This is a genomic window from Streptomyces sp. NPDC003247 (assembly GCF_042888135.1).
Lineage (GTDB): Bacteria > Actinomycetota > Actinomycetes > Streptomycetales > Streptomycetaceae > Streptomyces.
This window is the reverse complement of record NZ_JBIAPF010000020.1, coordinates 38,827-63,867: the sequence shown is the minus strand read 5'-3', so window position 1 is coordinate 63,867 and position 25,041 is coordinate 38,827. Positions and strand designations below refer to the sequence as shown.

Genomic DNA, 25,041 nt, shown 5'->3' with positions numbered 1-25,041 from the left:
CGGGTTCGCCAGCCGTCCCGTGCCGCTTCGGGCGACAATGCTGGGGTACCGTCAGAAGAACTGTCTTATCAAACTCACTATGGCAGGAGGGACGGGGCGGCACCGCTCCGTATGGATGGACGTGAAGCGATACTTCCGTGGGCCGGTCATGTGGATCGTGCTGGCCGTCCTTGCCGTGGTCGTGTTGATGCAGGTCGTCGGCTCGTCCGGCGGCTACAAGACGGTGGACACCGGCCAGGTCGTGGCAGCGATCAACGACAACAAGGTCGAGTCGGCCAAGCTCACCACCGGTGACGAGCAGATCATCAAGGTCACGCTCAAGGACGGCGTCAAGGTCGAGGACAGCTCGAAGATCCAGGCGAGCTACATCGGCGACCAGGGCGTGACCATCGCCAACACGCTGCAGACCAAATACCAGGACAAGCAGATCCCGGACGGCTACACCGTGGCGCCGTCCAAGCAGAACCCCATCGTGGGCATCCTGCTCTCCCTGCTCCCCTTCGTCCTCATCGTGGTCGTCTTCCTGTTCCTGATGAACCAGATGCAGGGCGGCGGCTCCCGGGTCATGAACTTCGGCAAGTCCAAGGCGAAGCTCATCACCAAGGACACCCCGAAGACGACGTTCTCGGACGTCGCCGGTTCGGACGAGGCCGTCGAGGAGCTCCAGGAGATCAAGGAGTTCCTCCAGGAACCGGCGAAGTTCCAGGCCGTCGGCGCCAAGATCCCCAAGGGCGTGCTGCTCTACGGGCCTCCCGGCACCGGCAAGACCCTGCTCGCGCGCGCCGTCGCCGGCGAGGCGGGCGTCCCCTTCTACTCGATCTCCGGTTCCGACTTCGTCGAGATGTTCGTCGGTGTCGGTGCCTCCCGAGTCCGTGACCTCTTCGAGCAGGCCAAGGCGAACGCCCCGGCGATCGTCTTCGTCGACGAGATCGACGCGGTCGGCCGCCACCGCGGCGCCGGCCTCGGCGGCGGTCACGACGAGCGCGAGCAGACGCTGAACCAGCTGCTCGTCGAGATGGACGGCTTTGACGTCAAGGGCGGCGTGATCCTCATCGCCGCGACGAACCGCCCCGACATCCTCGACCCGGCCCTTCTGCGCCCCGGCCGCTTCGACCGCCAGATCGCGGTCGACCGCCCGGACATGCAGGGCCGTCTGGAGATCCTCAAGGTCCACCAGAAGGGCAAGCCGGTCGCGCCCGACGTCGACCTCTCGGCGGTCGCCCGCCGCACGCCGGGCTTCACCGGCGCGGACCTGTCGAACGTGCTGAACGAGGCGGCGCTGCTCACCGCGCGCTCCGACCGGAAGCTGATCGACAACCAGATGCTGGACGAGGCCATCGACCGCGTCGTGGCGGGCCCGCAGAAGCGGACCCGGATCATGTCGGACAAGGAGAAGAAGATCACCGCGTACCACGAGGGCGGTCACGCCCTGGTCGCGGCGGCCTCCCCCAACTCCGACCCCGTCCACAAGATCACGATCCTGTCCCGTGGCCGTGCCCTCGGCTACACGATGGTGCTCCCGGACGAGGACAAGTACTCGACCACCCGCAACGAGATGCTCGACCAGCTGGCCTACATGCTGGGCGGACGCGCGGCCGAGGAACTGGTCTTCCACGACCCGACCACGGGTGCCGCGAACGACATCGAGAAGGCCACCGCCACGGCCCGCGCGATGGTCACCCAGTACGGCATGACCGAGCGGCTCGGCGCCATCAAGTTCGGCGGCGACAACACCGAGCCCTTCCTCGGCCGTGAGATGGCCCACCAGCGCGACTACTCGGAAGAGGTCGCCGCCCTGGTGGACGAGGAAGTCAAGAAGCTCATCGAGAATGCCCACAACGAAGCGTGGGAGATCCTCGTCGAGAACCGCGACGTCCTCGACAACCTGGTGCTCCAGCTGCTGGAGAAGGAGACGCTGGGCAAGGAGGAGATCGCCGAGATCTTCGCCCCCATCGTCAAGCGCCCGCCGCGGCCCGCCTGGACCGGCTCCTCGCGGCGCACGCCGTCCACCCGCCCGCCGGTGCTCTCCCCCAAGGAGCTCGCACTGACCAACGGTGCCAACGGCGCGACGCCCGCGATCACCACCGCCAAGTCCACCGTGGCGGACTCCGCCGCGGTGGCCGAGCCGGCCTCCGAGGAGCGTCCGGAGAACTGACCCTCCGGCCTCCGGCGGCCCACCAGGCCCGGAATGGATGCCGCGCCCCCCTGGTTCTAGCCTTGGGGGGCGCGGCATTTCCGTTATGCCCGCACGCACACGCGTGACCGATACGCGACCCGCACAGGAACGAGGCACCCAGGATGACCGACCCCGTGACGCTGGACGGCGAGGGCCGCATAGGCGAGTTCGACGAGAAGCGCGCCGAGAACGCCGTACGCGAACTGCTGATCGCGGTCGGCGAGGACCCGGACCGCGAGGGGCTGAGGGAGACGCCTGCGCGGGTGGCGCGCGCCTACAAGGAAATCTTCGCCGGGCTGTGGCAGCTGCCCGAGGACGTCCTGACGACGACGTTCGACCTGGGGCACGACGAGATGGTGCTGGTGAAGGACATCGAGGTGTACTCGACCTGTGAGCACCATCTGGTGCCGTTCCGGGGAGTGGCGCACGTCGGGTACATCCCGGCCACCACGGGCAAGATCACGGGTCTGTCCAAGCTGGCCCGCCTGGTGGACGTCTACGCCCGCCGCCCGCAGGTGCAGGAACGACTCACCACGCAGATAGCGGACTCCCTGATGGACATCCTCGAACCGCGCGGTGTCATCGTCGTCGTGGAGTGCGAGCACATGTGCATGTCCATGCGGGGCATCCGCAAGCCCGGCGCGAAGACCCTCACCTCGGCGGTGCGCGGGCAGCTCCGGGACGCGGCCACGCGCAACGAGGCGATGAGCCTGATCATGGCGCGCTGACGCCCGTGGGGCGGTCGGCGGCTCAGGCCGTCGAAGCCGCCCCGGTGTTGTCGTCGTCGTCCTCCGGGAGCTTGCAGACGCGCTCCAGGAAGAGGGCCGCCGCTATGACCGCGACGCCGGCCAGGACGGAGAAGCCGGCGTAGATGGCCTGGTCGCGGCGGGCGGGGATGTCGAGGGACTCCAGGAGGAAGACGCCCGTGCCGCCGTACATGCCGGCGACCAGGGCGGCGACCAGGGCGCTGGACTGGCCGAAGACGACCGCGCGGGCTGCCATCAGGGGGTCGACGCCCTTGGCCTCGGGGCGGCGCTCGCGCTGGGCCTTGAGCCGGGCGCGCAGGGAGAGCGCCGTGGCGAGCAGGATCGCGGCGATCACGGCGAGGACGATGGGGGCGGCGAGCGGAACGCTGGGGAGGGTCCCGACCGAGTTCCAGAGGCGGGCGCCCGCCCAGGACAGGACGCCGGCGACGACGAAGACGCCGGCCAGCGTCCTGATGCGCAGCTCTCTCACGGTGTCCCTTCGGTTCCCCCGGATGCCACGGGCTGTGGTCGGGCGACGGTGGTCGTCGTCGACCTTAACGACTACTCGGGCAGCCGGAGTTCCAGGTCCTTGCGGGCGGCCACGCCGTCGCGTGTGACGACGTCCAGCAGGTCGGCGACCGGGCCGCGGCCGGCCAGCAGGGCGTCCGGCTCCACGTCGTGCCAGGGGGCGAGGACGAAGGCGCGTTCGTGCGCGCGGGGGTGGGGGAGCGTGAGGTGGGGGTCGTCGGAGACGACGTCGGCGTACGCGACGATGTCGACGTCGAGGGTGCGGGCGCCCCAGCGCTCGTCGCGGACGCGGTGGAAGGCCTCCTCCACCGCGTGGGCTCGCTCCAGGAGCGAGGACGGGGGCAGGGTCGTCTTCAGCAGGACGATCGCGTTGAAGTAGGACGGCTGGCTGCCGGGCTCGACGCCCCACGGCTCCGTCTCGTAGACGGCGGAGACGGCCTTGACCCGGACGCCGGGGGTGTCCTCCAGGGCGTCGATGGCACCCTGGAGCGTCTCCAGGCGGTTGCCGAGGTTGGAGCCGATGGAGATGACGGCCTGCTTCGGGTTGTGCAGGGTGGTGTCGGCGGCGTCGACCTTCTCGACGACGGAGGCGGGTACCGGCTGTACGGTCGGGTCGCTGTGACCCTCGGTGAAGGACGCGGTCATACTCGGCTCCGGGTGATGGTGACGGTCACGTCGTCGAAGGGGACCGTGATCGGCGCGTCCGGTTTGTGGACGCAGACCTCGACCTCCTGGACTCCTTCGTGCTTCAGACAGGCCTGGGCGATGCGCTCGGCGAGCGTCTCGACGAGGTCGACCGGCTCGCCCTCGACGACGGCCACGACCTCCTCCGCCACGATGCCGTAGTGCACGGTCTTCGCCAGGTCGTCGTCCGCCGCGGCCGGACGGGTGTCCAGGCCGAGGGAGAGGTCCACGATGAAGGTCTGCCCCTCCTCGCGTTCCTTGGGGAACACGCCGTGGTACCCGCGGGCCTTCAGGCCGCGCAGCGCGACACGATCCACGCGAATCACTCCTGCAGTCGTCGGTGACGGCCGGTCCTGCCCTGTGCGGGCGGAGCACCGACCTCGAACGAATGTACCCGCGAACACCGGTGGGACCGGGCCGCGGGGGGCTCCGGCACGGCCGGCCGCCACGAGGTTTCACCCTGCGTTTCCCCCGGAGAACCCGGTGGCTCATGGGTCGGTGGCCGCGCCTACCCACGGGTTCGTGATTCCAACCACTTCTTTCGCCTACCCCCTCAGGAAGGACCCTCCACCTCCCTCAGGAGGGGCTTTCCACCTCCCTCGGAAGGGGCCTTCCACCTCCCTCAGGAGGGGCTTTCCACCTCCCTCGGAGGGGGCCTTCCACCTCCCTCAGGAGGGGCTTTCCTCGTCCTCCTCCTCGCCGTTCTCGGCCAGGACCGGGGAGGCGTGGTGCGCCCAGATCTTCCAGCCGTCCGCGGTGCGGCGGAACACGTTCGTGGCGACGACCAGCTGGCCCACGAGCGGGCCCAGCTCCTCGCCGGCCTCCGGGGCGGGGCCGCCGCTGAGGATGTTCTCCGTGCAGGTCACCAGGGCGGTGTCGCCGGTGACGGACACGTGGACGTCGGTGAGGAAGAACTGGATGTAGTCGGTGTTCGCCATGATCAGCGCGTACGACCGCAGCACCTCGCCGCGCCCGGTGAGCACGGGCCAGCCCGGGTGCACGCAGGAGATCACGCCCGTGTCGGCCGGGTCGTGGTACTCCTCGTCGACCCCCAGGTCGGCCGGGGTGAGCCAGAGCGAGGACACCGTCTCGAAGTCACCCTGTTCCAGTGCTTCGTAGAAGGCGGTGTTGGCTGCCTCGACCTGCTCGACATCGGTGTGGGGGGCGCTCACCGGGCTCCTTCTGCGCCGTCGCGGCCGTCGCGGGTGCCCGCGGTGGTGGGCGCCGGGGTGGAAGCGTCCATGCCCTGGGCGCCCGCGCCGGGTGTGTCCGCGGGCGTGCGCGCCCCTTCCACGGCGCGCGCGACCCGTACCGCGTCCGCCGTCGCGCGTACCTCGTGCACGCGTACCGCCCACGCGCCGCCGTGGGCCGCGAGGGCGGAGACGGCCGCCGTCGCGGCGTCCCGCTCGCGCGCGGGCGGCGGGGCGCCCTCGGGCCCCGCCAGCACCCGGCCGAGGAACCGCTTGCGGGAGGCGGCGACGAGCAGGGGGTGCCCGAGGGCGTGCAGCCGGTCCAGGTGGGCGAGCAGGGAGAGATCGTGCTCGGCGCCCTTGGAGAAGCCGAGACCCGGGTCGACGACGATGCGGTCGGGGGCGATGCCTCCGGCCAGCACGGCCTCCACGCGCGCGTGGAGCTCGTCGACCACCTCGGCGACGACGTCGTCGTAGACGCCCCGGACGTTGCCGCCCTCGAGGAAGCCGCGCCAGTGCATGACGACGAAGGGAGCGCCCGCCTCGGCGACGGCCGGGACCATCTCCGGGTCGGCGAGGCCGCCGCTGACGTCGTTGACGAGGGCGGCGCCGGCGGCGAGGGAGCGGGCCGCGACGGAGGCGCGCATGGTGTCGACGGAGACGACGACGCCCTCCGAGGCGAGGCCGCGGACGACGGGGATCACGCGACGGAGCTCCTCGGCCTCGTCGACGCGGGTCGCGCCGGGGCGGGTGGACTCGCCGCCGACGTCGACGAGGTCGGCGCCCTCGGCGACGAGCTGGAGGCCGTGTTTGACGGCGGCCGTCGTGTCGAACCAGCGGCCGCCGTCGGAGAAGGAGTCGGGGGTCACGTTGACGACTCCCATGACCGCGCAGCGGTCCCATTCCGGAAGGCCGGCGACGCGCCCGCGTCCGCTCTGCTTGCTCATACGTTCAGCGTAGGCCCCGGAGGGGGCGGCCATGCGGCGCGGCCCGGGCGGACGCCCCCGGGCCTGGGGTGGGGGAGAGGCGCGGTCGGCGGGGGCGCCCATCCGGGGATGGGGGTTCACCCGTCTCCCCGAAGCTGCCGAAAAGGCCGAGGAGGGTCCGGGGCGGGCTCAGGCGGTCGGGAACACATGGCGGACGGGAACGCGCATGGGTCTGACGAGCACCACGGTGCTGCTGCTGGCGGTCTCGTCCGCCGTGCTGCTGTTCGCCGGGACGGTGTGGCAGTGGCCGCGGCTGGCCGGGCCCGGCGCGCGGGCCGTCAGCGGGCGCGTGGGCCTGCTGCTCGCCACCCAGTCGGCGCTCTTCGTGGCGGTGGGGCTCGCCGCCAACCAGGCCTTCGGCTTCTACGCGAGCTGGGCGGACCTGTTCGGCCGGGAGACTGGCCAGGGCGTGGTCGTCGACCACGTGGCGGGCGGCGGCGCGGTGGGCGACCACGTGGCGGGCGGCGGCGCTGCGGGCGGCGGCGCTGCGGCGCTGCGGGTGGTGGCGACCCGGCGGGTGGAGGGCGCGGGCGGGCGGCCGCGGTCCGGCGGGCAGGTGCACGAGGTCGCCGTCTCCGGCCGGACCACGCGCATCGCCACGCCCGCGTTCGTGTACCTGCCGCCGGAGTACTTCGACCCCCGCCGGCCGACGCGTACCTTCCCGGCGGCCGTGGTCCTGACGGGATATCCCGGTACGGCGGAGGCGCTCGTCGACAAGCTGGACTACCCGCGCACCGCGCGGCGGCTCGCGGCGGAGGGGCGGATGCGACCGATGATCCTGGTGATGCTGCGGCCGACGGTGGCGCCACCGAGGGACACGGAGTGCGTCGACATACCGGGCGGACCGCGGACCGAGTCGTTCTTCGCGAAGGACCTGCCGGAGGCCGTGGCGGCGCGCTACCGGGTGGACAGGGAACCGGGCGGATGGGGCGTCATCGGGAACTCCACGGGCGGTTACTGCGCGCTGAAGCTCGCGATGCACCACCCCGGCGTGTTCGCGGCGGGCGCCGGCCTCTCGGCGTACTACAAGGCGCCGATCGACCCGACCACCGGCGACCTCTTCCACGGGAACGCGACGCTGCGGAACGAGGCCGACCTGCGGTGGTTCCTGAAGAACCGGCCCGCGCCGGACACCTCGTTGCTCGTCACCAGCAGCAAGGCCGGGGAATCCAACTACAAGACGACGCTGAAGTTCATCGAACAGGTGAAGGCGACGAACAGGACCAGGATCTCGTCGATCATCCTCGAAAGCGGCGGGCACAACTTCAACACCTGGCGGCGCGAGATCCCATCGGCGCTGGAGTGGATCGGCGGGCGGTTGAGCGGTTGAGCGGGGTGGTTGAGCGGGGTGGTTGAGCGGTCGGGGATGCCGGCCGAGGGGTGCGTCGATCAGAAATGATCTTGATTCTTGTCGAATTCCGCGACATGAGTGATTGCTGATGCTCTGTGAAGCCTTCGGTATGACTGTGTTTTTACGGGGCGGGGCGCCAACATTCGTCTACGCGCGGTAAGTTTCTGGCCATGCCACGTGGACGTCACCGCCATTCCCCGCCTTTGCACAGGCTGCTGCCTCCTTCGGCGATCGCAGGCGTCTCCGTCGTCTGCGCCCTCGGCCCCTGGGCGTTCTCGGAGCCACTGGTGCTCCGAGGTCTGGCCGCGGTCGCCGCGGTGACGGCGGTCGCCGGCGCGTTCGTCATGCGCCGCTGGGACATCCAGGCCGGCAAACAGGTCGCCGAGCTCACGCGCGCGCGTGCGAGCGACGAGTGGCGCTTCGAGGAGCGCGTCGCCGAACTGGAGAGCGACCTCGACGAATCGCGGGAGCTGCGCGGCAAGCTGGAACAGCGGCTGCGCGCCAAGCGTGCCGAGCTGGCCGGCCTGCGCAACGAGCACGCGGCACTGCTGCGCCGTTACGCCACGGCGGAGACCGAGCGGGCGAGCGCCCTGGAGGGCCGCCGCCTCCTCGAGATCGAGACCACCGCTCCGTCGCTCGCGCTGCCGCCCGCACGGTCCGCGCAGGACGCGCCCGACGCGGACGGGACCGGAAGCGTCGAGGACACCGAGAACGCCGAGAGCGTCCGGAGCGTCGAGAACGCCGACGGCATCGAAGACGACGGCATCGAAGACGTCGACAAGGTCGACGATGTCGAGAACGTCGAGGACTTCGAGAGCGAGGCGCCCGGCGGTGGCGTCGCCGGGAGCGCCGGGGCCGGGACCGACGGGGAGACCGACGAGACCGTCGACGCGGCCGAGGACGAGCCCGAGGCTCCCGCGGTCTTCTCGCCGGAGGGCTCCTCGCTGTTCCGGCGGGCGCGGGCGGCGCTCGCCCGGTTCGGCTCCGACGCCGACGCGGCCGAGCCGGAGAAGCGGACCGCGCCCGTCGAAACGGCGGCGCCGGCCGAGCCGGTGAGCGGCGAGGAGTCCGCCGGGGCGGAAGGGCCCGTGCGGGCCGCCGTCGCGGAGACCGGCGGCGACGCGGAGGCCGCGCGGGAGGACGAGGCGAAGGGGAAGCCCGAGGCGGCCGACGAGCACACGCGCGCGGTCGCCCCCCACACGGCTGTCGGACAGAGCGGGAACCCCGCCGAACCGGCCACTGCCGAAGAGGCCGCCGACCGGCCGCAGGACATGGAACTCCCGGCCGCTTCCGCCGACATCGACATCGACACCGCCGCCGACCTCGCGGACGTGCCGGACGTTTCGGACGGACCCGACGCCGAGGCCGCCGTCCCGCCCTCGGAGGCCGGGCAGCCGGTCGAGTACGCCGCCTCCGAGGCCGAGGCGCCCGGCACCGCCGCCCTGGACGCCGGCGCCCGCGAGACGGGTGCCCCCGAGGCCGGCGCCCCCGAGGCCAGCCGTGCCGAAGCCGACTCCCTCGAAGCCGACGTCCTCGAAGCCGAGTCCCCCGAAGCCGAGTCCCCCGAAGTCGACTCCCCGGAGTCCGGCGCGCCCGAGGCCGCCCTCGCCTCCGACACCGGTGACCTCGTCCCGCGCCCCGCGGGCCCCGTGCAGCCCCCCTCCGGGCACTTCACCGTGCCGACCGCCGTGGCCGTCGTACCGGCCGCGCAGCCGGTGCGGCCTCCGGCGGCCGAGGGTGGGTTCGACTTCTTCGGTACGAAGACCTCCTCGACGCCCGAGGAGCCGGACGCCGTTCACAACGAAGACCTCGCCGACGTCGTCGGCCAGGAGGCGATCGTCCTGCACAAGGCCGAGGCGGAGGCGGAGTTCAAGCCCGCGGACGAGGCGTCGCGCGGGATCGGCCAGGTGATCGACCTGACCGCGCACGACGAGACCGAGCACATCGAGTTCCAGGGGCTGCGCAGCGCCGTCTCCTGAACCACCGCGCCCGCACAGCCCCACCAGGGACTGACGCCTCACGAGTCCGACCCACAGGGCCCGTCCCGCCGCTCTCCGCGCGCGGGGCGGGCCCTAGGGCGCTTCTGACGGATCTCCGCGGCGTCGCGACGCCCGGCACGCTCCCCCACTGCCTGAACGGCGTGGGCGGTACCCCCACTCACCGCACGCCGAGGGCACGCACCGAACGCCGCTCCTTCTCCCACGGAGATCCGTCAGAAGCGCCCTGGCCGTTCCCTACGCCATCCACCGGTCGGGCCGCGCGTCCCGGCGCCCGGTGCGGGACCGCTCCGCCTGGGCCCGCAGCAGTTCCCCGGCCTCGCTCGCGTCCCGTAGACGCGCCGTCACGGTCTTCCCGGCTCCCGTGTCCACGTGCACGTCCGCGACGCCCCAGAGCCGCTGCCAGGGCCCCTGCGAGAGCCGTACGCTCTGCACCTTGGCGTGTGGCACGAGCGCCAGGCTCCGGCGCAGGAGCCCGTGCCGCACGGCGAACACCGCTTCCGTGACGGCGAGGCCGTAGCCCCGCCACCAGAGGGGGACGCAGCGCCCGGCGCGGCGCGGGGGCCGGGACAGCGCGGCCGCCGCCGGGACGGCCGTGCCGGGCAGCACGCGCGCGACGACGGCCTCCGCCGCCCCGCGCGGGGCGACCGGCACGAGCACGGAGTTCGCCGAGCCGGCCACGTCCAGCTCGACCCGCACCCACCCCCGTCGCCGCCACAGCAGCGGCTCGACGATCCGCACGGTCTGCACGCGCCCGGGCGGCACCGTCTCGTGCGTTCGGTCCAGCAGGCCGTGGTCGATCCGCAGTCCGTCCGGCGACTCGCCGACCGTCCAGTCGTACTCGACGGCGAACCGGCCCGCGCTCCTCGCGCCCGCCGCGCCGAGCAGGGGCACGCCGGTCGCGAGGACCGTCCACACGCTGTGGGTGGCCAGCCACAGCACCGGCGGCACGACGAGCGCGGCCGCGAGCGCGCCCCAGGTCGCGCCGGTCAGGACCAGCGAGACCGCCAGCTCGCGCGCCGGCACGCGCAGCAGCTCGTGCGCCGGTGCCTCACCGACCTCGTGCGCCGTCTCGGGCGCGAACCCCGCGGCGCGCGCGAGCAGCTCGGCCCGCAGCGCGCGGGCCTCGGCCTCGCCCAGGAAGGCGAGCTCGTCCTTCTTGTCCGTGCCGACGACGTCGAGGCGCAGCTTCGCCACGCCCGCGATCCGCCCGAGCAGCGGCTGGGTGACGTCGACGGCCTGGACGCGCTCCAGACGGATGTGGGCGGTGCGCCGGAACAGCAGGCCGGTCCGTATGCGCAGTTCGGAGTCGGTGACCGCGAAGTGTGTGAACCACCAGGACAGGAATCCGTAGAGGGCGGCCGCGGGGACGACCACGGCGAGCGCGATCAGCAGGGTCGTCGCGGTCAGCCGGGTCAGCTGCGCGTGCGCCTGGTTCGGGTCGTGCGCGGCCCAGCCGACCAGCACCGCGACGGGCGCCCACGCCCGCCGGAACGGTGTGACGGGATGCAGCCGGCGCTCGGCGACGGCCCGCGCGGGGGGCCCGCCGGGTCCGGCCTCGTCGGCGTCCGGGGCCGTCACAGACCCGCCGATCGGGCCTCGCCGAGTGCGGTGAGACGGTCCCGCAGCCGTTCCGCCTCGGCCGGGTCCAGGCCCGGGATCCTCGCGTCGGTCGCGGCGGCCGCGGTGTGCAACTGGACGCCGGTCAGGCCGAAGTGCCGCTCGACGGGACCCGAGGTCACCTCCACGAGCTGCATCCGCCCGTACGGCACGACCGTCTCCTCGCGCCACAGCACACCCCGGCTGATCAGCAGGTCGTCGGCGCGTTCCGCGTACCGCCAGGACCGCCAGTTGCGGCCCAGCACGACCCAGCCCCAGCCGATGCCCGCCAGCGGCAGCAGGGCGAACGCGGCCCACGCCGGGCCGACGAGCAGCCCGAGCGGCACCCCGAGGCCGGCGGCCGCCGCCCCGAGCCACACCACCAGCAACAGCCGTCGCATCCGCAGCAGCCCCGGAGGCAGCCCGGTCCACACGGGACCGGCCCCCTCCGCCCGCTCGCCCGCCGTGCTCCCCGTTTCCATGCGGCCAGCGTACGTAGGGGAGACTGGGGCCATGACTCCTACGACGGAGACCACGGTCGGGATCGGCGGTGCCGCGGAGAGCACCGACATGGTGCTCAACATCGGGCCGCAGCACCCTTCTACGCACGGCGTGCTGCGGCTGCGGCTCGTGCTGGACGGCGAGCGCATCACCCACGCGGAGCCGGTGATCGGCTACATGCACCGCGGCGCGGAGAAGCTGTTCGAGGCGCGGGACTACCGGCAGATCATCATGCTGGCCAACCGCCACGACTGGCTCTCGGCCTTCTCGAACGAACTGGGCGTGGTCCTCGCCGTGGAGCGCATGCTCGGCATGGAGGTCCCCCCGCGCGCGGTGTGGACGCGCACGCTCCTGGCGGAGCTGAACCGGGTGCTCAACCACCTGATGTTCCTGGGCTCGTACCCGCTGGAACTCGGCGGCATCACGCCCGTCTTCTACGCCTTCCGCGAGCGCGAGGTCCTCCAGAACGTCATGGAGGAGGTGTCCGGCGGGCGCATGCACTACATGTTCAACCGCGTCGGCGGCCTCAAGGAGGACCTGCCGGCCGGATGGGCCGCACGCGCGCGTGCGGCCGTCGCCGCCGTGCGCTCGCGCATGGACGTCTTCGACGACCTGGTGCTCGGCAACGAGATCTTCCGCGGCCGCACCCGCGACGTCGGCACCCTCACCCCCGGGGCCGTGCACGCGTACGGCGTGAGCGGGCCGATCGCGCGCGCCTCGGGGGTCGCCCTGGACCTGCGCCGCGACGAGCCCTACCTGGCGTACGGGGAGCTCCAGGACACCCTGAAGGTGGTGACCCGGACCGAGGGCGACTGCCTCGCCCGCTTCGAGTGCCTCCTGGAGCAGACGCACAACGCGCTCGACCTCGCCGACGCCTGCCTGGACCGGCTCGCCGACCTCCCGCCGGGCCCGGTCAACCAGCGGCTCCCGAAGGTCCTCAAGGCGCCCGAGGGCCACACGTACGCGTGGACCGAGAACCCCCTCGGCATCAACGGCTACTACCTCGTCAGCAAGGGCGAGAAGACCCCGTACCGGCTGAAGCTGCGCTCGGCCTCGTACAACAACGTCCAGGTGCTCACCGAGCTGCTGCCGGGCACGCTGGTCGCGGACATGGTGGCGATCCTGGGGTCGATGTTCTTCGTGGTCGGCGACATCGACAAGTAGGCGGCGACCGGCAAGCGGGCGTCGACCGGCAAGCGGGCGGCCACCGGCAAGTAAGCGGCGACCGGCAAGCGGGCGGCGGGGGAGGGCCGGCCGCCGAGCCGACCGGCCCGTCAGCCCTCGGGGAGGAGCGGGTCCGGCATCCCCACCGGCTGGAGCAGCCATCCGAAGTCGCCCAGTCCGCCGGGCGCGGTGAGCTCGGCGGCCTCCCCGGCGCCCGCCAGGGCGCGCACGTACGCGGAAGGGTCCGTGGTCGCGAGCGAGAGCGGGGGGCGTGCGCCGGTGACGCCGAGCGCGCGCAGTGCGGCGCGCTGGCTCAGCAGACGCGCTCCCAGGGGCGCGCACGCCGTGACCTCCGCCTCCTCGTACGCCGTCGCGCAGGGTGCGCCCTCCGACCCCGCACGTGCCGTGCCCTTCGCCTCGGCGCACGCCGTGGGCTCCGCCTCCGCGTGCCCCGCGGCCCCCGCCCCCGCATCCGCGCACGCGTCCAGCGCCACGTGTGCCGTGATGTCGCACGACCCGTCCGGGACGGGCGCCGTCTCGCGCCCGTCCCGGAATCCGGTGAGCGTCCCGGACGCGGGGCGCGTGTCCACGGTGTGCGCGTAGTCGACCGCCACCGCGAGCCCCCGCGCGAGGCACGAGACGGCGGACGCCCACGCGGTGTCCCGGGGCCGCCCGATCTCGGCCCGCAGCCCCTCCTCATCCGGCAGCGGCCACCACCGCGCGAGCCACTCCGCGTCCGCGCCGGACACCGGCTCCCCGAGCCGCTCGGACCCGTCGTCCCGCACGAGCACCAGCCGCGCCACGCCCGCGGAGTCCGTCTCGGCGACCTCGACGGGCACGTTGTCCAGCCACTCGTTGGCGAAGAGCAGGCCGGTGACCTGCGGTGGAGGCTCCGTGAGCCAGGCGATCCGGTCCGCGAGGCCCGCCGGGCGGGCGGCGACCTCGACGGCGTACGCGCGCGTGCGGGCGGCCACGTCGGCGGGGAGCGCGGCGAGCACCCCGGTGACCAGTTCGCCGCGTCCGGCGGCCATGTCGACGAAGTCCAGCGTCGCGGGCCGGCCGAGCGCCCCGTCGACGCGGCACAGCAGCCGGGCCACCGCCTGGGCGAAGAGCGGCGACGCGTGCACGGACGTACGGAAGTGCCCGGCGGGCCCCTCGGGCCGCAGGTAGAAGCCGCCCGGTCCGTACAGGGCGGCCTGCGTCGCCGCCCGCCAGCCGCGCCACCCGCCGGGGTCCGTCACCTTCTCCACCACCTGGTCAGACTATGCGCACAGCTGATCACCGCCTCCACCTTGCGGAGTACGCGCGCCGGTCGCGGATCGGCCCTCCGGTTGACCCGTGCACTCGTCACGCTTCCCTACTCTGGGTTACGTGCAGCGCCTCTATGACTTCCTCCGTAGGCACCCGACCGGGGTCGACGGCTTCTGGGCCCTCGTCCTGTTCGGGATCTCCCTCGTCTCGGAGACGACACGGCAGGAGGCCCCCGGCACGGACTCCCCGGCGGTCGTCGTGCCGGTCGTGCTCCTGTTGTGCCTGGTGATCGCGTTGCGCCGCCGGCTGCCGGAGAAGATGCTGCTGCTGGCCGGCGCGCTCGGGCTGGCGCAGCTGGTGCTGGACGTCCCGACGACGGCCGCCGACTTCGCTCTGCTGGTGATCGTGTACACGGTCGCCGCGACCGGCGCCCGCTGGGCGTCCAGGCTCGCGCTGGGCACGGGCCTGTGCGCCGCCACGCTGGCGCAGCTGCGCTGGCCGACCGCGCAGACGGGCGTCGCGGGCAACATCGCGATCGTCGTGTTCCAGACGGTGCCGTTCGCCCTCGCCTGGGTCCTCGGCGACTCCATACGCACCCGCCGCGCCTACTTCGCCCAGCTGGAGGAGCGCGCGGCGCGCCTGGAGAAGGAGCGCGAGGCCCAGGCGAAGGTCGCGGTAGCCGCCGAACGGGCCCGGATCGCGCGCGAGCTGCACGACGTCGTCGCACACAACGTGTCGGTGATGGTGGTGCAGGCCGACGGCGCCGCCTACGTCCTCGACGCAGCCCCCGACCAGGCGAAGAAGGCCCTGGAGACGATCTCCTCCACCGGCCGGCAGGCCCTCGCCGAGATGCGCCGCCTGCTGGGCGTGCTGCGCACCGGCGAGCACGAGGAGGGCGGCGAGTACGTGCCGCAGCCGGACGTCGAGCAGATCGAGGACCTCGTGGAGCAGTGCCGCGGCTCCGGACTGCCCGTGGACTTCAAGATCGAGGGCACTCCACGGCCGCTGCCCAGCGGCGTCGAGCTCACCGCGTACCGCATCGTGCAGGAGGCGCTGACCAACACGCGCAAGCACGGCGGTCCCGACGCGGGCGCCAGCGTGCGCCTGGTCTACTTCGACGACGGCCTCGGCCTGCTCGTCGAGGACGACGGCAAGGGCGCCCCGCACGAGCTGTACGACGAGGGCGGCGCCGACGGCCAGGGCCACGGCCTGATCGGGATGCGGGAGCGGGTCGGCATGGTCGGCGGCACCCTGGACGCGGGCCCGCGCCCGGGCGGAGGATTCCGCATCAGCGCCCTGCTCCCGCTGAAACCGGCACATTGACGTCCGCGTACGCGCCCCGTTGACACCTGTCACGACCCGGCGGGACGACACTGGCCCACCACAGCGCGAAAGACCCTTCGCACCCTGCGAAACGACACGGAAGAGGACTCGATCCCGATGACGATCCGCGTGATGCTCGTCGACGACCAGGTGCTGCTGCGCACCGGCTTCCGGATGGTGCTCGCCGCCCAGCCGGACATGGAGGTCGTGGCCGAGGCGGGCGACGGCGTCGAAGCCCTCCAGGTGGCACGGTCCACGGCGGTCGACGTCATCCTCATGGACGTGCGCATGCCGAAGCTGGACGGCGTGGAGGCCACCCGGCGCATCTGCGCGGAGCCCGACCCGCCGAAGGTGCTGATCCTGACCACCTTCGACCTCGACGAGTACGCCTTCTCCGCGCTGAAGGCGGGCGCCTCCGGGTTCATGCTCAAGGACGTGCCGCCCGCCGAGCTGCTCGCCGCCATCCGCTCCGTGCACAGCGGTGACGCGGTGGTCGCCCCGTCCACCACCCGCCGGCTCCTCGACCGGTTCGCGCCGATGCTGCCCAGCACGGTCAAGGAGCCCCGGCACAAGGAGCTGGAGCGGCTCACCGAACGGGAGCGCGAGGTCATGGTGCTGGTCGCCCAGGGACTGTCCAACGGCGAGATCGCGGCCCGGCTGGTGCTGTCCGAGGCGACCGTGAAGACCCACGTGGGCCGCATCCTGACCAAGCTGGGACTGCGGGACCGCGTGCAGGTGGTGGTCCTCGCCTACGAGACGGGCCTCGTACGGGCCGGAGGGCGCTGAACCGCAGGAGTCTCCGCCGGGCCACCGGAGTACCGGTCTGCCGGAATCCCGGTCCGGCCGCCGGAGTCCCGGCCGAACCCGGCGAACGTCACCCGTGCGCGGCGGACACGCATTAGGGTCTGCGCATGCTCCTGTGGATCAACGGCCCCTTCGGGGGCGGCAAGACACAGACGGCACACGAGATACAGCGCCGGCTGCCCGGCAGCGTCGTCTGCGACCCCGAGCACGCCGGCTTCGGCCTGCGCCGCGTGCTGCCGCCCGAGCTGCGCGGTGCCCGGGGAGGGACACCGCTGATCGAGGACTTCCAGGACCTGGTGTCCTGGCGGCAGGGCGTCGTCGAGGTCCTCGACCTGGTGCTCACCCGGCACGACGGCGTGGTCGTCGTCCCCATGACGGTCACCGACCCGCGCTGCTTCGACGAGACCGTCGGCCGGCTGCGCGCACTGGGCCACGACGTCCGCCACTTCACGCTCCTCGCGGAGCGGGAGACCGTCCTGCGGCGACTGCGCGAGCGGGGCTTCGGCCGCCTCCTGTCGTACGTCGCCCGCGGCGCCGGTCCCCGGCGCGAGAGCTGGGCCGTCCAGCGGCTGGACCACTGCCTGGAGCGGCTGCGCGAGCCGGAGTTCGCCGAGCACCTGTGGACCGACCACTCGACGGTGCCGAAGACGGCGGACCGGATCGCCGTCCTGGCCGGTCTCACCCTGCGCCCGAACACGGAGGGCGCGCTGCGGACACGCCTGCGACAGACACGGGTGGGACTACGGCACGTCCGCATCGACTGACGGGTGGGACGGGGCGTCGTCGGCTGCTGCTGCCGCTGCCGGCATCAGCGTCGGCGTCAGCGCAGTATCCCTTCGAGGAAGTCGCTGCCCAGCCGGGCCACCGCCGTCACGTCGAGCTGGTGCAGCACGTACCGCCCACGCCGGCGCGTGGTGACCAGGCCCGCCTTCTTCAGCACGCCGACGTGCCGGGATATCTCGGGCGCCGTCATCGCGTGCACCTGGGCCAGTTCGGTCGTCGTGTAGGCGCTGCGGGCCAGCAGACGGCAGATCCGCATCCGCACCGGGTGGGACAGCGCGGTCATCCGCAGCGTGAGCTGCTCGACCGAGGGCGGCGAGGCCAGCTCCGGCGAGCCCAGCGGATAGTGCACCACCGGCTGCCAGCCGTACTGGTGCAGGACCAGCAGGTGCGGCCAGCCGAGGCTCGTGGGGACGAGGAGGAGGCCGCCGTCCTCGGTGGCGGTGCGGCCCTCGACCAGCTTGTCCACCGTGATCCTCGCGGCCCGCTCCTCCAGCGCCACGGCTGAGGAGACCGCGGCGAGCGCGTCCGCGAGGCCCTTGCGGTGCAGCAGCTCCGTCTTGTGACGGGCGTCCGCGGCGAGCGGGTGGCGGACCCGCGCCCAGACGTCGGAGAAGAACGCCTCGTCGCACTCCTCCAGGAACTGCCGCACCCAGGCACGCACGCGCGGCGGGTCGTCGAGCAGCCGCCGGGTGAAGCGCACCTGGCGCGGGCCGCGTGTGGCGGCGAGGTCGAGGGCCCGGCGGCGCAGGTCCGGGTCGGAGAGGACGCCGGGGCCCGGCAGGTCGTACCCCGGCGCACAGGTGAACTCCAGCGCCGAGTCCGCGAACTGCTCGTCCGTCAGCTTGTCCAGGAGGTCCAGGTCCTCGGCGAGGGTGGCGCCGGGGAGCGTGGTCCTGCCGGGGACGCCCGCGCAGGGCAGGAACAGGTCGGAGAACGTGGTGCGCCACAGGAAGTCGGCCTCGCACATCCGGTCGGCCAGGTGCGGGTCGAGACGTGCGGTGACGCTCGTGACCCAGCCCTGGAGGCCGGGGTGGTGGCCCGGCTCCGACAGCGCGTGCAGCGCCATGCCGAGCTCGGCCAGGGGGGAGGGCACGATCGCGACCCTCTCCGGCCGCAGCCCCGCGATGTCGATGCTCACGCTCATGCCCTCATGGTGCACCCCGCCACTGACAACGCCGTCGTCGATTGACGACCGCCGTCAATCGACGCGACGCGGCGCACGGGCCCGGCGCAGTCTGGGACACCGGGGCGACCGGAGCCTTCCGGATCCCCGTTCCCCCGTCACGATCCCCGTTCCCCCGTCACGATCCCCGTTCCCGCTTCACGATCCCCGTTCCCACGTCACGAAGGGAAGCCGGCCATGAGCATCACGCAGCAGTACGCCCTCGACACCTACCGGGCCCGGCAGCTCGGCGAGCCCGCCCCGCCCGCACCCGGCGCCCACGACCGGCAGGTCGTCCGCGGCCTGCGCGACCGGCGCCGCTTCCGCGCGGTCCTCGCCGGCCGCCCGGCCCGCGGGCGGATCCGGACGGCCCTGGGGCGCCTCACGCACCCGGGACCGCGCTCCATCCGCTGACCTCGTCCGTCGTCGTCCCGTCCGTCAGCGCGGTCACCCCCGCCACGAACCGGGCGACCGCGGCCCGTACGTCCGCCGCCGTCCAGGCCAGGCCGTCGGCGCGCACGGTGACCTCGGTGACGCCGAGGCCCGGCCCGCCCCGCATCCAGTTCACGCCGAACAGCAGCGTCCCCGTCTCCTCGGCCTGCCGCAGCGCCGCCTCGGTGAGCACCTCCGGGTCGTACGGCAGCCAGACCTGGAACTCGTGGGTGTGCGGCACCTCGGGGTGCACGCGTACCCACGGCACGCCGGCCGCCGCGAACCCCTCGCGCAGCGCGGTGGCCACCACGCGCGCGTGAGCGACGTATTCCGGAAGCCGGGGCAGTTCCCGTTCGAGGCCGACGAGCGCCGACAGGGCCGTCGGGAACTGCTGGAAGACCGTGCCGCCGTAGCGGTGGCGCCAGATCCTGGCCTCCTCCACCAGGGTCAGCGGACCGGCGAGGGCCGCGCCGCCGAAGCCGTCGAGGGACTTGTAGAACGACACGTAGACGCTGTCCGCCAGGCCCGCGATCTCCTCCAGGGGGCGGCCGAAGTGGACGGTGGACTCCCACAGGCGCGCGCCGTCGAAGTGCACCACCGCGTCGCGTTCGCGGGCCGCCGCGACGACGTCGGTGAGCTCCTCCCACGAGGGCAGCAGGAAACCGGCGTCCCTGAGGGGCAGCTCCAGCATCAGCGTCCCGAAGGGCTCCTCGTGGTCGCGCACCTCCTCGGCCGTCGGCTGCCGGTGCTCGCCGGTCAGCCGCACCGGGCGCAGCCCGCTGACCAGGCTGAGCGCGCTGCGCTCGTGCACCTCGGGATGGGCCAGGGCGTGCAGCGCGACCGTGGGGTCGCCGGTGCGGCCCGCCCAGCAGCGCAGCGCGACCTGCTGCGCCATCGTGCCCGTCGGGAAGAACGCGGCGGCCTCCGTGCCCAGCAGCGCCGCGACCCGCCGTTCCAGGGCCTCCACGACCCGGTTGCCGTACATGTCGCCGGGCTCGTCCACGTCGTACACCTGCGGCGCCGCCTCCTGGAGGAGGGCGAGCTGTTCGCGCAGGGTCCTGCGGAAGCCCGCGCGCGACAGGACGCGTTCCGCCGTTCGGTAAGCGTTCGCGCGGCGCTCCCTGAGCCGTTCCCCCGCCGACCGGCCGGTCGCCTCGCGCTCCACACTGTCGTGCGCCGCCGGGCCCACGCTGTCGTGCGCCGTCCGACCCGCGCTGCCCTGCGCCGTCGGGTCCGCTGCCGCCCGGTCCGTCGCCGCCCCATCCGTTGCCGCCCGGTCCGTCGCCGCCCGGCCCCTGCTGTCCCGCCCCGTCTCCGTCATGCCCCGGATCATGCCGTGCGGCGCCCGCGCGGGTCATCGTCGTTTTCGCGAGGAGACGGCGGACCGCGCGGCCTTTCGCCTTGCCGCTTCCTGCCTTGCCGCTTCCCGTCTTGCGGGCTTCCGCCCTGCGGCTTCCTGCCCAGCGCCCTCTTGCCCGGAGCCCGCCAGCCCCGCGGGCCTCCCGCCGGGGCGCTTGCCGGGGCGCCCGCCCCTCCCCGGTCGGTCGGCCGCGGTCCGCCGGCCACCCACAGCCTGTGGACGAACGGACGCCCCGGGAACCGATCGCGTTAACATGACGAGAAATCGTCCGGTACCCCGAGCGGACTGGAACGGGAAGGCCGCCGTCGCGTGAGTACAAGCCAACAGCCAGATCCCAGGGACCGCCCCGCGCGGCTCACCGTCGGCGTCGTCGGCGCCGGCCGTGTGGGTCCCGCGCTCGCCGCCTCCCTCCAGCTCGCCGGGCACCGCCCGGTCGCCGTCTCCGGAGTCTCCGACGCCTCCCGGCGACGGGCGGCCCTCCTGCTGCCCGACGTGCCGCTCGTGCCGCCCGCCGAGGTCCTCCAGAGGGCCGACCTGGTCCTGCTGACCGTCCCCGACGACACCCTGCCCGGTCTCGTCGAGGGCCTCGCCGAGACCGGCGCCGTACGGCCGGGACAGCTGCTCGCGCACACCTCCGGGCGGTACGGCGTGCGCGTGCTCGACCCCGCCCTGCGCGCGGGCGCGCTGCCGCTGGCCCTGCACCCGGCGATGACCTTCACCGGCACGCCCGTCGACGTCCAGCGGCTGGCCGGCTGCTCGTTCGGCGTGACCGCGCCCGACGAGCTGCGGCTGGCCGCCGAAGCCCTCGTCATCGAGATGGGCGGCGAACCGGAGTGGATCGCCGAGGAGAACCGGCCGCTCTACCACGCGGCCCTCGCCCTGGGCGCCAACCACCTGGTCACCCTGGTCGCCCAGTCCATGGAGCTGCTGCGCGCGGCCGGCGTCGAGGCTCCCGACCGGATGCTCGGCCCCCTGCTGGGCGCCGCCCTGGACAACGCGCTGCGCTCCGGCGACGCGGCGCTCACCGGCCCCGTGGCCCGCGGCGACGCGGGCACGGTCGCCGCGCACGTCAGCGAACTGCGCAAGCACGCCCCCCAGACCGTGGGCGGTTACCTGGCGATGGCCCGGGCGACCGCCGACCGCGCGCTCGCCCACGGACTGCTCAAGCCGGAGCTCGCCGAGGACCTCCTCGGGGTACTCGCCAACGGGACCGACGGCGCCGAGGGAGATGCCGGATGACCACGACCCTGCTGCGCACCGCCGACGAACTGCACGCACGCGCGCGTGCGGGCCGCCGGGCCGTCGTGATGACGATGGGTGCCCTGCACGACGGACACGCCACCCTGATCCGCGCCGCCCGCGAGCTCGCCGGGGCGGACGGCGAGGTCGTCGTCACGGTCTTCGTCAACCCGCTCCAGTTCGGTGCGGGCGAGGACCTCGACCGCTATCCGCGCACCCTGGACTCCGACGTCAAGATCGCCGAGCAGGCCGGCGCGGACGTCGTGCTCGCCCCGTCCGTGGACGAGGTCTACCCGGGCGGCGAGCCCCAGGTCCGCGTCGCCGCGGGCCCCATGGGGGAGCGCCTGGAGGGCTCCTCACGCCCCGGCCACTTCGACGGCGTGCTGACCGTCGTCGCCAAGCTGCTGCACCTCACGCGGCCGGACGTGGCCCTGTTCGGGCAGAAGGACGCCCAGCAGCTCGCCCTGATCCGCCGCATGGTGCGCGACCTGAACTTCGGCGTCGAGATCGTCGCCGTACCGACCGTGCGCGAGGAGGACGGGCTGGCCCTGTCCAGTCGCAACCGCTACCTCTCCCGGGCCGAACGGCGCACCGCGCTCGTCCTCTCGCAGGCGCTGTTCGCCGGCCGGGACCGGCACGCCGCGCAGGAGGCGCTGCGGGCACGCGCGCGTGAGGTGCCCGCCACGCAGGCGCGTGCCGAGGCGCTCAGCGCCCTGGGGGAGTCCCGCGCGGCCGCCGACGCGCACGCCGTCGCCCAGGCCGTCCCCGGTGCCGCCGCGGCCGTCCGCGCCGCCGCCCGCCTCGTCCTCGACGAGGCCGTCCGGCTGAGTCCGCCACTGGAGCTGGACTACCTCGCCCTCGTCGACCCCTCCGACTTCACCGAGGTCGAGGACGACTACACCGGCGAGGCCGTCCTCGCCGTCGCCGCCCGGGTAGGGACGACCCGGCTGATCGACAACCTTCCCCTCACCTTCGGAGCCGCCTCGTGACCAGCACAGGCATACGACTGCACGCGCCCGCCCCCGGGTGGTCCATCTCCGCGGACGTCGTGGTCGTCGGTTCCGGGGTCGCCGGCCTGACCGCCGCCCTGCGCTGCGAGGCCGAGGGGTTGACCACGGTCGTCGTCACCAAGGCCCGCCTGGACGACGGCTCCACCCGCTGGGCGCAGGGCGGCATCGCCGCGGCGCTCGGCGAGGGCGACACCCCCGAACAGCACCTGAACGACACGCTGGTGGCGGGCGCGGGCCTGTGCGACGAGGAAGCGGTGCGGATCCTGGTCACCGAGGGCCCCGACGCCGTACGGCGGCTGATCTCCACCGGCGCCGCCTTCGACACCGACGACGAGGGCGGCATCCAGCTCACCCGCGAGGGCGGCCACCACCGCCGCCGTATCGCGCACGCCGGCGGCGACGCGACCGGCGCGGAGATCTCCCGCGCCCTCGTCGAGGCGGTCCGCGCGCGCGGGCTGCGCACCATCGAGAACGCGCTCGTCCTGGACCTCCTGTCCGACGCCGACGGCCGCACCGCGGGCGTCACCCTGCACGTCATGGGCGAGGGCCAGCACGACGGCGTGGGCGCCGTGCACGCCCCGGCGGTCGTCCTGGCCACCGGCGGCATGGGCCAGGTCTTCTCCGCCACCACCAACCCGTCCGTCTCCACGGGTGACGGCGTGGCCCTCGCCCTGCGGGCCGGCGCCGAGGTCTCCGACCTGGAGTTCGTCCAGTTCCACCCGACCGTGCTGTTCCTCGGCCCGGACGCGGAGGGCCAGCAGCCCCTCGTCTCCGAGGCCGTACGCGGTGAGGGGGCCCACCTGGTCGACGGGGACGGCGTCCGCTTCATGGTGGGACAGCACGAACTGGCCGAACTCGCGCCGCGCGACATCGTCGCCAAGGGCATCACGCGCCGCATGCACGAGCAGGGCGCCGACCACATGTTCCTCGACGCCCGTCACTTCGGCGCCGACATGTGGGAGCACCGCTTCCCGACGATCCTGGCCGCCTGCCGCGCGCACGGCATCGACCCGGTCACCGAGCCGGTCCCGGTCGCCCCGGCCGCCCACTACGCCTCCGGGGGCGTGCGCACCGACTCCCACGGCCGCACCACCGTCCCGGGCCTGTACGCGTGCGGCGAGGTCGCCTGCACGGGCGTGCACGGCGCCAACCGGCTCGCCTCCAACTCGCTCCTGGAGGGCCTCGTCTACGCCGAGCGCATCGCCGCCGACATCGCGGCGGGCCGCGCGGACGGCGGCCTCCCCGCGCGCGTGCCCGCGCCGGCCGAGCAGCGGCCCGAGGGACCCGAGCGGTCCGCGCAGCCGTCCCAGCGGCCCGAGCAGCCGTCCGAGCAGCGGCCCGAGCACCCGCTGCTGGGCGCCGAGGCCCGCTTCGCGATCCAGCGGATCATGACCGACGGCGCGGGCGTCCTGCGCTCCGCCGACTCCCTGGAGAAGGCCGCCGACCACCTCCAGCGGCTGCACGCTGAGGCCCGCGACGCGCTGGCCGAGAACGGCAAGACCGCCGAGCCCGGCGTCGACACCTGGGAGGCCACCAACCTCCTGTGCGTGGCCCGGGTCCTGGTCGCCGCCGCGCGGCTGCGCGAGGAGACCCGCGGCTGCCACTGGCGCGAGGACCACGCCGACCGCGACGACACCGACTGGCGCCGTCATATCGTCGTACGGCTGAATCCGGACCGGACCCTCGCCGTACGCACCACCGATACCGCAGACTTCCCCCCTACCCGGCAGCACCAGCAGGAGCAGTGACACAAGTGAGCACCCCCGAGGACCTTCCCCTCGTCCAGAGCGGCGGCTGCGGCGACGGCTGCGCCTGCGGCGCGGACGCCGGCCACGACGACGAGGAGTACCTGGAGTGCGGGCTGGACCCCGCGCTCGCCCAGCTCCTGGCCGACGCCGGGCTCGACCCGCTGGAGGTCGAGGACATCGCCAACGTCGCCATCCAGGAGGACCTGGACAACGGCGTGGACGTGACGACCGTCGCGACCATCCCCGAGGACGCGGTCGCCACCGCCGACTTCACCGCGCGGGAGGCGGGCGTGGTGGCGGGCCTGCGCGTCGCCGAGGCCGTGCTCTCGGTCGTCTGCACGGACGAGTTCGAGGTCGAGCGGCACGTGGAGGACGGCGACCGCGTGGAGGCCGGACAGAAGCTGCTGTCGGTCACCACGCGTACCCGCGACCTGCTCACCGCCGAGCGCAGCGCGCTCAACCTGATGTGCCGCCTGTCCGGCATCGCGACCGCCACGCGCGCGTGGGCGGACGTCCTGGAGGGCACCAAGGCACGGGTGCGGGACACCCGCAAGACCACCCCGGGCCTGCGCGCCCTGGAGAAGTTCGCCGTCCGCTGCGGCGGCGGGGTGAACCACCGCATGTCGCTGTCCGACGCGGCCCTGGTCAAGGACAACCACGTGGTCGCCGCGGGCGGTGTCGCCCAGGCCTTCGAGGCCGTGCGCGAGGCCTTCCCGGACGTGCCGATCGAGGTCGAGGTCGACACCCTGCACCAGCTGCGCGAGGTCGTGGACGCCGGCGCCGACCTGGTCCTGCTCGACAACTTCACCCCCGGCGAGTGCGCGGAGGCCGTCGGCATCGTCGGCGGGCGCGCGCTGCTGGAGGCGTCCGGCCGGCTCACCCTGGACAACGCCAAGGCGTACGCCGACACCGGCGTCGACTTCCTGGCCGTGGGCGCCCTGACCCACTCCTCGCCGATCCTCGACATCGGCCTGGACCTGCGAGCGGCGGAGTAGGAGCGGGATCCG

Annotated in this window: 23 protein-coding genes; 13 read left to right on the top strand and 10 right to left on the bottom strand. The window is 73.5% G+C overall.

Annotated elements, in window-relative coordinates:
• Positions 1-115 precede the first annotated feature (115 nt).
• Together ftsH and folE are read left to right on the top strand one after the other, a co-directional pair.
• A complete protein-coding gene (gene ftsH, locus ACFYWQ_RS40660; protein WP_389524946.1) occupies positions 116-2,155 on the top strand; it encodes an ATP-dependent zinc metalloprotease FtsH in 2,040 nt (679 codons plus the stop codon).
• 143 nt (positions 2,156-2,298) lie between these two features.
• On the top strand, positions 2,299-2,904 hold the full coding sequence (gene folE, locus ACFYWQ_RS40655; protein WP_389524943.1) for a GTP cyclohydrolase I FolE: 606 nt from the start codon (positions 2,299-2,301) through the stop codon (positions 2,902-2,904).
• 22 nt (positions 2,905-2,926) lie between these two features.
• Here the strand turns inward: folE and ACFYWQ_RS40650 are convergent, their stop codons facing one another.
• From ACFYWQ_RS40650 to folP, 5 genes are all read right to left on the bottom strand, one after another.
• Positions 2,927-3,412 (bottom strand): DUF3180 domain-containing protein, encoded by a 486-nt coding sequence (locus tag ACFYWQ_RS40650; protein ID WP_389524942.1) that lies wholly within the window; start codon positions 3,410-3,412, stop codon positions 2,927-2,929.
• 71 nt (positions 3,413-3,483) lie between these two features.
• Positions 3,484-4,095, bottom strand: coding sequence for a 2-amino-4-hydroxy-6-hydroxymethyldihydropteridine diphosphokinase (gene folK, locus ACFYWQ_RS40645; RefSeq protein WP_389524939.1), 612 nt, complete (start codon positions 4,093-4,095; stop codon positions 3,484-3,486).
• Positions 4,092-4,451, bottom strand: a complete 360-nt coding sequence (gene folB / locus ACFYWQ_RS40640) for a dihydroneopterin aldolase (RefSeq protein ID WP_389524936.1) — start codon at positions 4,449-4,451, stop codon at positions 4,092-4,094. The genes folK and folB overlap by 4 nt, the downstream gene beginning before the upstream one ends.
• 351 nt (positions 4,452-4,802) lie before the next feature.
• Positions 4,803-5,306: a nuclear transport factor 2 family protein gene (locus ACFYWQ_RS40635; protein WP_389524933.1), complete on the bottom strand. Its 504-nt coding sequence runs from the start codon at positions 5,304-5,306 to the stop codon at positions 4,803-4,805.
• Positions 5,303-6,271: a dihydropteroate synthase gene (gene folP / locus ACFYWQ_RS40630; RefSeq protein WP_389524931.1), complete on the bottom strand. Its 969-nt coding sequence runs from the start codon at positions 6,269-6,271 to the stop codon at positions 5,303-5,305. The genes ACFYWQ_RS40635 and folP overlap by 4 nt, the downstream gene beginning before the upstream one ends.
• Positions 6,272-6,476: 205 nt before the next feature.
• Here folP and ACFYWQ_RS40625 point away from each other — a divergent pair, with 205 nt between their 5' ends.
• The gene (locus ACFYWQ_RS40625) at positions 6,477-7,640 is read left to right on the top strand and encodes an alpha/beta hydrolase (protein WP_389524928.1); all 1,164 of its coding nucleotides are present in this window, start codon (positions 6,477-6,479) and stop codon (positions 7,638-7,640) included.
• A 191-nt stretch (positions 7,641-7,831) separates the two neighbouring features.
• Positions 7,832-9,640: a hypothetical protein gene (locus ACFYWQ_RS40620; RefSeq protein ID WP_389524926.1), complete on the top strand. Its 1,809-nt coding sequence runs from the start codon at positions 7,832-7,834 to the stop codon at positions 9,638-9,640.
• Positions 9,641-9,895: 255 nt separating this feature from the next.
• Here the strand turns inward: ACFYWQ_RS40620 and ACFYWQ_RS40615 are convergent, their stop codons facing one another.
• Positions 9,896-11,239, bottom strand: a complete 1,344-nt coding sequence (locus tag ACFYWQ_RS40615) for a PH domain-containing protein (protein ID WP_389524923.1) — start codon at positions 11,237-11,239, stop codon at positions 9,896-9,898.
• Entirely contained in the window at positions 11,236-11,739 is a 504-nt protein-coding gene (locus ACFYWQ_RS40610) for a PH domain-containing protein (protein WP_389524921.1), read from the bottom strand. The genes ACFYWQ_RS40615 and ACFYWQ_RS40610 overlap by 4 nt, the downstream gene beginning before the upstream one ends.
• Positions 11,740-11,770: 31 nt before the next feature.
• Between ACFYWQ_RS40610 and ACFYWQ_RS40605 the strand changes: the two genes are divergently transcribed.
• On the top strand, positions 11,771-12,922 hold the full coding sequence (locus ACFYWQ_RS40605) for an NADH-quinone oxidoreductase subunit D (RefSeq protein ID WP_389524918.1): 1,152 nt from the start codon (positions 11,771-11,773) through the stop codon (positions 12,920-12,922).
• Between the two features lie 110 nt (positions 12,923-13,032).
• Here the strand turns inward: ACFYWQ_RS40605 and ACFYWQ_RS40600 are convergent, their stop codons facing one another.
• Entirely contained in the window at positions 13,033-14,175 is a 1,143-nt protein-coding gene (locus ACFYWQ_RS40600; RefSeq protein ID WP_389524915.1) for an SAM-dependent methyltransferase, read from the bottom strand.
• Between the two features lie 118 nt (positions 14,176-14,293).
• Between ACFYWQ_RS40600 and ACFYWQ_RS40595 the strand changes: the two genes are divergently transcribed.
• The 3 genes from ACFYWQ_RS40595 to ACFYWQ_RS40585 all read left to right on the top strand — a co-directional run bounded on the left by ACFYWQ_RS40595 (position 14,294) and on the right by ACFYWQ_RS40585 (position 17,064).
• Positions 14,294-15,496: a sensor histidine kinase gene (locus ACFYWQ_RS40595; RefSeq protein WP_389524913.1), complete on the top strand. Its 1,203-nt coding sequence runs from the start codon at positions 14,294-14,296 to the stop codon at positions 15,494-15,496.
• 117 nt (positions 15,497-15,613) lie between these two features.
• Complete coding sequence (locus ACFYWQ_RS40590; RefSeq protein WP_389524910.1) at positions 15,614-16,282, top strand: response regulator; 669 nt, start codon at positions 15,614-15,616, stop codon at positions 16,280-16,282.
• 125 nt (positions 16,283-16,407) lie between these two features.
• Positions 16,408-17,064: an AAA family ATPase gene (locus ACFYWQ_RS40585; RefSeq protein ID WP_389524908.1), complete on the top strand. Its 657-nt coding sequence runs from the start codon at positions 16,408-16,410 to the stop codon at positions 17,062-17,064.
• Positions 17,065-17,120: 56 nt separating this feature from the next.
• Here ACFYWQ_RS40585 and ACFYWQ_RS40580 read toward each other — a convergent pair whose 3' ends face one another.
• Positions 17,121-18,227, bottom strand: coding sequence for a DUF5937 family protein (locus tag ACFYWQ_RS40580; RefSeq protein WP_389524905.1), 1,107 nt, complete (start codon positions 18,225-18,227; stop codon positions 17,121-17,123).
• Positions 18,228-18,443: 216 nt separating this feature from the next.
• Here ACFYWQ_RS40580 and ACFYWQ_RS40575 point away from each other — a divergent pair, with 216 nt between their 5' ends.
• Positions 18,444-18,659, top strand: a complete 216-nt coding sequence (locus ACFYWQ_RS40575) for a hypothetical protein (RefSeq protein ID WP_389524902.1) — start codon at positions 18,444-18,446, stop codon at positions 18,657-18,659.
• Here ACFYWQ_RS40575 and ACFYWQ_RS40570 read toward each other — a convergent pair.
• Entirely contained in the window at positions 18,628-19,998 is a 1,371-nt protein-coding gene (locus ACFYWQ_RS40570; RefSeq protein ID WP_389524899.1) for a threonine aldolase family protein, read from the bottom strand. The two genes, ACFYWQ_RS40575 and ACFYWQ_RS40570, sit on opposite strands and share 32 nt — an antisense overlap.
• A 348-nt stretch (positions 19,999-20,346) precedes the next feature.
• Between ACFYWQ_RS40570 and ACFYWQ_RS40565 the strand changes: the two genes are divergently transcribed.
• The 4 genes from ACFYWQ_RS40565 to nadC are packed head-to-tail and all read left to right on the top strand — an operon-like array spanning position 20,347 to position 25,029.
• Positions 20,347-21,276 carry a Rossmann-like and DUF2520 domain-containing protein gene (locus tag ACFYWQ_RS40565; RefSeq protein ID WP_389524897.1) on the top strand — a complete coding sequence of 310 codons (930 nt, stop codon included), beginning with the start codon at positions 20,347-20,349 and terminating at the stop codon, positions 21,274-21,276.
• Entirely contained in the window at positions 21,273-22,265 is a 993-nt protein-coding gene (gene panC / locus ACFYWQ_RS40560) for a pantoate--beta-alanine ligase (protein ID WP_389524894.1), read from the top strand. The genes ACFYWQ_RS40565 and panC overlap by 4 nt, the downstream gene beginning before the upstream one ends.
• On the top strand, positions 22,262-24,034 hold the full coding sequence (locus ACFYWQ_RS40555) for an L-aspartate oxidase (protein ID WP_389524891.1): 1,773 nt from the start codon (positions 22,262-22,264) through the stop codon (positions 24,032-24,034). The genes panC and ACFYWQ_RS40555 overlap by 4 nt, the downstream gene beginning before the upstream one ends.
• Positions 24,035-24,039: 5 nt before the next feature.
• The gene (nadC, locus tag ACFYWQ_RS40550; RefSeq protein ID WP_389524888.1) at positions 24,040-25,029 is read left to right on the top strand and encodes a carboxylating nicotinate-nucleotide diphosphorylase; all 990 of its coding nucleotides are present in this window, start codon (positions 24,040-24,042) and stop codon (positions 25,027-25,029) included.
• Positions 25,030-25,041 lie beyond the last annotated feature (12 nt).

Bases quoted from the DNA above. Each gene is read 5' to 3' on its own strand.
- ftsH (WP_389524946.1), top strand. From the start codon at position 116: ATGGACGTGAAGCGATACTTCCGTGGGCCGGTCATGTGGATCGTGCTG.
- folE (WP_389524943.1), top strand. From the start codon at position 2,299: ATGACCGACCCCGTGACGCTGGACGGCGAGGGCCGCATAGGCGAGTTC.
- folK (WP_389524939.1), bottom strand. From the start codon at position 4,095: ATGACCGCGTCCTTCACCGAGGGTCACAGCGACCCGACCGTACAGCCG.
- folP (WP_389524931.1), bottom strand. From the start codon at position 6,271: ATGAGCAAGCAGAGCGGACGCGGGCGCGTCGCCGGCCTTCCGGAATGG.
- ACFYWQ_RS40625 (WP_389524928.1), top strand. From the start codon at position 6,477: ATGGGTCTGACGAGCACCACGGTGCTGCTGCTGGCGGTCTCGTCCGCC.
- ACFYWQ_RS40620 (WP_389524926.1), top strand. From the start codon at position 7,832: ATGCCACGTGGACGTCACCGCCATTCCCCGCCTTTGCACAGGCTGCTG.
- ACFYWQ_RS40610 (WP_389524921.1), bottom strand. From the start codon at position 11,739: ATGGAAACGGGGAGCACGGCGGGCGAGCGGGCGGAGGGGGCCGGTCCC.
- ACFYWQ_RS40605 (WP_389524918.1), top strand. From the start codon at position 11,771: ATGACTCCTACGACGGAGACCACGGTCGGGATCGGCGGTGCCGCGGAG.
- ACFYWQ_RS40590 (WP_389524910.1), top strand. From the start codon at position 15,614: ATGACGATCCGCGTGATGCTCGTCGACGACCAGGTGCTGCTGCGCACC.
- ACFYWQ_RS40585 (WP_389524908.1), top strand. From the start codon at position 16,408: ATGCTCCTGTGGATCAACGGCCCCTTCGGGGGCGGCAAGACACAGACG.
- ACFYWQ_RS40580 (WP_389524905.1), bottom strand. From the start codon at position 18,227: ATGAGCGTGAGCATCGACATCGCGGGGCTGCGGCCGGAGAGGGTCGCG.
- ACFYWQ_RS40575 (WP_389524902.1), top strand. From the start codon at position 18,444: ATGAGCATCACGCAGCAGTACGCCCTCGACACCTACCGGGCCCGGCAG.
- ACFYWQ_RS40570 (WP_389524899.1), bottom strand. From the start codon at position 19,998: ATGACGGAGACGGGGCGGGACAGCAGGGGCCGGGCGGCGACGGACCGG.
- panC (WP_389524894.1), top strand. From the start codon at position 21,273: ATGACCACGACCCTGCTGCGCACCGCCGACGAACTGCACGCACGCGCG.